This is a genomic window from Roseovarius sp. PS-C2, assembly GCF_018862045.1.
Classification (GTDB): Bacteria; Pseudomonadota; Alphaproteobacteria; order Rhodobacterales; family Rhodobacteraceae; genus Roseovarius.
On the sequence record NZ_JAHKSQ010000009.1, the window covers coordinates 1 to 2,503 of the forward strand.

The 2,503-nt window shown below is 53.5% G+C and carries 2 protein-coding genes and 1 pseudogene; all 3 read left to right on the forward strand.

The window, feature by feature from the left end:
• On the forward strand, nucleotides 1-599 hold a 599-nt coding region (locus KPG71_RS15785), incomplete at its 5' end, for an IS30 family transposase (protein ID WP_253196313.1).
• Nucleotides 575-714, forward strand: a pseudogene (locus tag KPG71_RS15790) (helix-turn-helix domain-containing protein); the annotation flags it as partial. The gene KPG71_RS15785 and the pseudogene KPG71_RS15790, both read left to right, overlap by 25 nt.
• A gap of 979 nt (nucleotides 715-1,693) precedes the next feature.
• A complete protein-coding gene (locus KPG71_RS15795; protein WP_216339072.1) occupies nucleotides 1,694-2,122 on the forward strand; it encodes a hypothetical protein in 429 nt (142 codons plus the stop codon).
• Nucleotides 2,123-2,503 lie beyond the last annotated feature (381 nt).

Sequence of the window (2,503 nt, forward strand, 5' to 3'; positions counted from 1 at the left end):
GCTCGGTACAGCGCAAGCTGATCCGGCATCCTGAACTGTGCAAGACTGTTGTGGCAAAGATCAAACTGGGCTGGACACCAGAGCAGATTGGCAATCGGATGATCTATGAAGGTGCTAAGCTGCGAGTTTGCCAGGAAACAATCTACCGCTACATCTATTCCAAGGAAGGCATGGCACAGGAGCTGTGGTGGTACCTGCCTGAGCACCGTAAAGCCCGTCGTCCGCGTCGTGCCCGAAAGCGCCTGCCTCCGAAGTTTGACCGTGATGTCAGCATTCTGTTTCGGCCGGATGATGTCGCCCACAGACGCCAGTTTGGTCATTGGGAAGGTGATTTGATATTGTTCAAACAGAAGCTTGGGCAATCGAATGTCACATCACTGGTCGAGCGCGTCAGCCGGTTTACGGTCCTGCTGAAGAACCCAAACAAGCGCACGAAGCCTGTCATGGGGAAGATCTTGAAAGCTGTCCGTGACCTGCCCCATCTGGCGCGAAAATCCATCACGTTTGACCGGGTGAATTCACATCCGAAGTGCAAATTCTGTATCAAAACAGAATGTTGCATGGAGGATGACGAATGGGACGCTGCTACCCTCACCTGAGTTTATGAGAGCGCTAAAAGCTTGCCAAGTGGCGCGAAGCTAAATGCCGGTTCCGGAGATTGCGGACCGGCTGGATCGCGCACCGTCGACGATCTATCGTGAGTTGAAGCGGAATTACTATGACAACAAGGAATTGCCGGAATCCCGCAGGAATCTGCAATAAAAAGCCCCGCCACTATGGGCGGGGCAAGAACCTATGGAGGTGCGCCGCAAAAGGCAGGTATGCAGTACGGAAACAGTCGCGGCGCGAGCAAAGGTTTTCCACATCGCGCCTTGATTGTCCAGCGAGACAGAAATATTATTAACGCTGATCCTCTAGGTGCCGCTGGCAGTTTAAATCATCGACCCAGCCAAGCCGAAACTCCGACGCAGCTCCTGTCTCGCCATAGGCGCCGTAGCACATCCGGCACACGGTCCGATGGTGGTCATCCTTCATGTTCATCTCGATCCGGCCTTAGCGCCCGTATCGGCACCAGATATGTGAAACATTTTGGCGTGACGCGAGCATAGGAGCTCCCAGAAACAAAAAAGGCCCCTGCCAATTTATCGACGGGGGCCAGTCTCGCAGGGAGATAACCCTTCAGGGTTATGCCAGGAATCGCCTGGCGCGCATCGACCGTAGCCGATCTCTATGTCCAGTTTATGGCTGACCCCAAATAGAGCCGCCCTTTCTTCTGCGGGATAGGATCATATGACCCCAGCTGAGTGGCGATGTCGTAATAGATGCCGTTACCAGCGTCTGGCAGAACAACCTCTGGTGGGTCTTTGAACTTTACTATGAAGTTTCCACCGGCGCTGGTGCCGATCCAGAATGTTATTGTTTGACTGCCGGACGTGCCAATCACGGTCTCGTCGCGGTTTACCTGAACGTGTCTGAGCGCTGTAAGATCGAGAACTGGAGGCATGCCACCGGTGTCGCCTTTTTTCAGAACGACAAATGGGCAACAAGGACGTTCAGCGGTGTCGTAAGTTCGCGTATATAGCAATGGAGTATATCGATTTATGTATTAAAAATATAGACTTACCCCTCTTTTAACGACTTCTTAAACCGCGATGTCCAAATGGCTTCTGTAATAAACACAGGAAACCAAAAAATGGCATCTCACTATATTCAATTCTCATGCAACCTCGTCCTGAAGTCGCTTGCGGACGCGACATACGCAACGAAGCTTCTGGAGTTGATGCGCGACGACGAAACACAATGTCTCAACATGTTCAGCTTCGATGTGTCGCTGCTTGAAACCACCGAGACATCGGCAGTTCTGTGGTTGCGCGATTCCTACGGCGACGCCGATCTGGACGCGGTTCTCTTATATGTCGCACGACTTGCGCAAGACGTTGGAAGTAAAGGGTACTGGGGTTTTGAGTATAGTCGCAGTTGCAGCAAGCAGCAGATGCACGAGTTTGGCGGAGGCGCGTTCGTTCTCAATCTCGAGACCGGTGAACTCGAGGCCTGGAATGCTACTGAAAATTGGTTGCGAAACACCATCGAGCAAAAATATGCCGCTCGCGAAGCTTGCTGACTCGTGGCCATGAGATCAGATTGCCCCCCAGCGGACCTCATCGCCGGGGGACAATATTTCGATCCTCATTTCGGATTGTATCACGACCCTGCAACGCAGGTATTCTGACCTTCGCTTGGCGCGCGATCGTTGCGACTGTGCTTCTCTCGGAAAACGTCTTCCGTGAACGCAGAGATATCCCGCCCGGACATGTCCCTGACACGCAACAACCGTTCGGCCAAGGCCTCGAGGACATTTCGATTGGCGCGGAGCGTGACCTGCGCCTTGTCCTGAGCCGCGCGCAAATGGGTAGTGCCCCGGGAAGTGGTGTAGGAACTGGCGTCCACCTGCTTCTTCATAGCCGGTGTTGCTCGTTCACTGAGCGGCGATCATCGCCGTCTC